Below are 3,563 nucleotides of genomic sequence, written 5' to 3'. Positions count from 1 at the left end.
GGGTATCTGCGGCACCGACGTGCACATCGACCGCTGGGATGGTTGGGCATCGAAGACCGTCTCCACGCCTAGGGTGCTTGGCCACGAGTTCGCTGGAACCATCATTGAGGTCGGGTCGGCTGTGGACGGCCTCAGCACTGGCCAGTTTGTCTCCGGAGAAGGGCACTACGTGTGCGGCAGATGCCGAGCCTGCCTGGCTGGCCGACGGGAGGTGTGCGCCAACACCAAGGGCATCGGGTACGCCGTCGACGGGGCCATGTGCGAATATTTCGTGATGCCCGCCGCGAACGTGTGGGTCTACCCGTTCGATATTGACGCGGACGTCGCCGCTATCTTCGACCCCTACGGCAACGCCGTCCACACCGCCCTCCAATTCCCGTGCCTCGCCGAAGACGTCCTCGTCTCAGGCGCGGGCCCCATAGGCATCATGGCAGCACTTGTCGCGCAGTTCCAGGGTGCCCGCAACGTGGTGCTCACTGATCTCTCCGACGAACGCCTCGCCTTGGCCCGCGAGCTCGGCATCTCGCAGACCGTCAACGTGCGAAACCACCATCTGCGCGACGTGTGGCCGCGGCTCGGCGTGAAGGAGGGTTTCGACGTCGGTCTCGAAATGTCCGGCTCCCCCGCCGCGCTCAGCACCATGATCGATCACATGGTGCATGGCGGACGCATCGCACTGCTCGGCACCCCCGTCGGCAGCGTGGAACTCGATCTCAGCAAGATCATCTTCAACATGCTCACGCTGCAAGGCGTCACCGGCCGCCGCATCTTTGAGACGTGGTACCAAGGCACCGCCCTCATCTCAGCCGGGCTCGACATCTCCGGCGTCATCACGAACCGATTCCACTACACCGATTTCGAGCAGGCCTTCCGCGTCGCCGGCGACGGAAAGTCTGGCAAAGTAATCATGAATTGGGAGGACTAACCCATGTACGGCAACATGCAACAAGCACTCCGCGCCGAACTCCAAACGCTCCGCGACGAGGGCCTCTACAAAGACGAGGCGGCGCTCACCAGCGCCCAGTCAGCGCGGATCTCCGTCGAAGACGGCCGTGACGACGTACTCAACCTCTGCGCCAATAACTACCTCGGCCTGGCCGACAGCCCCGAACTCATCACAGCCGCCAAACGCTCTCTCGACGAGTGGGGCTTCGGCATGGCCTCCGTGCGTTTCATCTGCGGCACGCAGACCCAGCACCGCCAGCTCGAGGAAGCGCTCACCAACTTCCTCAAGCCCACGCCCGACGGCTGGGGCACCATCTTGTATTCCTCCTGCTTCGACGCCAACGGCGGCCTCTTCGAACCCCTGCTCGGCCCTGAGGACGCCATCATCTCCGACGAGCTCAACCACGCTTCCATCATCGACGGCGTCCGCCTGTGCAAGGCGCAACGTTTCCGCTACAAGAACCGCGACATGGCCGACCTCGAAGCCCAACTCGTCGCCGCCAAGGAGTGCCGCTACCGCATCATCGCCACCGACGGTGTCTTCTCCATGGACGGCTATCTCGCCCCACTCGACGAGATCTGTGACCTCGCAGAACGCCACGACGCGCTCGTCTTCGTCGACGACTCCCACGCCGTGGGTTTCGTCGGCGAACGCGGAGCAGGCACGCCCGAGCTGTTCGGCGTCCAAGAACGCATCGATATTCTCACCGGCACCCTGGGCAAGGCGCTGGGCGGCGCGTCGGGCGGCTACACCTGCGCGAGGGCGGAAATCGTCGAGATGCTCCGGCAGAAGTCAAGGCCGTATCTCTTCTCGAACTCGCTCGCACCGGCCATTACCGGCGCGACCCTGCGCGTGCTGGAGCTCATCCAGGGCTCAGGCGATCTGCTCGCCCAACTGCGGGAGAACACCAGCTACTTCCGCACCCAAATGACGGCATGCGGCTTCGAAATCCCCGAATCTACCCACCCGATTGTGCCGGTCATGATTGGCGACGCCGTGAAAGCGGCGAAGATGGCTGACGAAGTGCTCGCCCGTGGCGTCTACGTGCGTGCCTTCAGCTACCCCGTCGTGCCGAAAGGCAAGGCGCGAATCCGCACCCAGCTGAGCGCGACGCTCACCCGCGCCGACCTCGACCGCGCCATCGACGCATTCGTGCAAGCCCGCGACGTCGTCGAGGCGTAAAAATTCCAAGCACTCCCCCACCAAACGCGAAGAGGGCCCCCAAGGGGGCCCTCTTCGCACGGTGATTACCCGGTCACTTGGACTCGGCGTCCTCAGCATCAGCGTCGGCAGATTCTTCGGCCTCAGCAGGAGCTTCCTCCGCAGCATCGGCGGCGTCTTCAGCGGCGTCGGTCGCCTCGTCGACTTCGGCTTCTTCCACCGCTTCGGCTTCCTCGGCTTCAGCTGGGGCTTCCTCCACCTTCGCGGGAGCCTCCTCAGCATTCGGCTCAGGCTTTGCCTTCTTCTCTACCTTCTCGGTGATGAGTTCGATGATCGCCATCGGAGCGTTGTCGCCCTTGCGGGGGCCGATCTTGGTGATGCGGGTGTACCCGCCTTCACGCTCCGCCATCATGGGAGCGATCTCTTCGAAGAGCTGAGCCACAACACCTTTATCGGTGATGTCTTTCAGCACCTCACGACGGGCGGCCAGGTCGCCCTTCTTCGCCTTGGTGATGAGCTTCTCGGCCACCGGCTGCACGCGACGGGCCTTCGTCTCGGTGGTGGTGATACGGCCGTGTTCAAAAAGCTGCGTGGCCAGGTTGCGCAGGATGATCCCCTGATGCGTGGGGGTGCCGCCCAGGCGCGGGCCCTTAGTTGGCTTAGGCATTTCAGTTTCTCCAGAAAATGTGTTCGAGCCGTGGGCTCGGGGTCAGTACTGCTCGGTCTCCGCGAAATCCGCGTCGTTGTCCTCGTCGTAGCGCTCGATGGCCTCCATCGGGTCGAAGCCCGGCGAGGAATCGCGCAGCGCGAGGCCGAGACCTTCGAGGGTCTCCTTGACCTCGTCGATGGACTTCGAGCCGAAGTTGCGGATGTCCAGGAGGTCTTCCTCACTGCGAGCGACGAGCTCACCCACGGTGTGGATGCCCTCACGCTTGAGGCAGTTGTAGGAACGCACGGAGAGGTCGAGATCTTCCACCGGAAGGTTGAGCGACTCGGCGATCTGCTCGTCGACGGGGGAAGGACCAATCTCGATACCTTCCGCGTCGACATTCAGCTCACGAGCCAGACCGAACAGCTCCACGAGCGTGCCACCCGCGGACGCAACGGCGTCGCGCGGCAGGATGCAGGGCTTGGTCTCGACGTCGATCACCAGGCGGTCGAAGTCCGTGCGCTGGGCGACACGGGTGGCCTCCACCTTGTAGGTGACCTTGAGTACCGGCGAGTAGATGGAGTCGACGGGTATGCGGCCGATCTCTGCGTCCGGGTTCTTGTTCTGACTTGCAGAGACGTAACCGCGGCCGCGCTCCACCACGAGCTCCATCTCCAGCTTGCCGTCTTCGGCCAGCTCAGCGATGTGCAGCTCGGGGTTGTGGATCTGCACGCCAGCGGGGGGCTGAATGTCGGCGGCGGTCACGGCGCCTGCACCCGCCTTGCGCAGGTACATCACCACAGGCTC

4 protein-coding genes are annotated in these 3,563 nt (G+C 63.9%); 2 read left to right on the top strand and 2 right to left on the bottom strand.

The features are described from left to right. Together tdh and Q0X61_RS12935 are read left to right on the top strand one after the other, a co-directional pair. Positions 1 to 925 (top strand): L-threonine 3-dehydrogenase (gene tdh / locus Q0X61_RS12940; RefSeq protein WP_297743270.1); only part of this gene is annotated, 925 nt, incomplete at its 5' end. Between the two features lie 15 nt (positions 926 to 940). Then, positions 941 to 2,128: a glycine C-acetyltransferase gene (locus tag Q0X61_RS12935; RefSeq protein WP_297743271.1), complete on the top strand. Its 1,188-nt coding sequence runs from the start codon at positions 941 to 943 to the stop codon at positions 2,126 to 2,128. Positions 2,129 to 2,201: 73 nt separating this feature from the next. Here Q0X61_RS12935 and rplQ read toward each other — a convergent pair whose 3' ends face one another. Together rplQ and Q0X61_RS12925 are read right to left on the bottom strand one after the other, a co-directional pair. Next, entirely contained in the window at positions 2,202 to 2,774 is a 573-nt protein-coding gene (gene rplQ, locus Q0X61_RS12930; RefSeq protein WP_297743269.1) for a 50S ribosomal protein L17, read from the bottom strand. A gap of 42 nt (positions 2,775 to 2,816) precedes the next feature. Continuing rightward, the coding region (locus Q0X61_RS12925; protein ID WP_297743268.1) for a DNA-directed RNA polymerase subunit alpha at positions 2,817 to 3,563 on the bottom strand (747 nt) is incomplete at its 5' end.

Origin of the sequence: uncultured Tessaracoccus sp. (assembly GCF_947255005.1) — a bacterium.
Classification (GTDB): Bacteria; Actinomycetota; Actinomycetes; order Propionibacteriales; family Propionibacteriaceae; genus Arachnia.
Note: the sequence above shows the minus strand (reverse complement) of the source record. Positions and strands in the feature narration are given on the sequence as shown.

What these genes read in the sequence shown, in the direction of transcription:
- rplQ (WP_297743269.1), bottom strand. Translation starts at nt 2,774, where the DNA reads ATGCCTAAGCCAACTAAGGGCCCGCGCCTGGGCGGCACCCCCACGCAT.
- Q0X61_RS12935 (WP_297743271.1), top strand. Translation starts at nt 941, where the DNA reads ATGCAACAAGCACTCCGCGCCGAACTCCAAACGCTCCGCGACGAGGGC.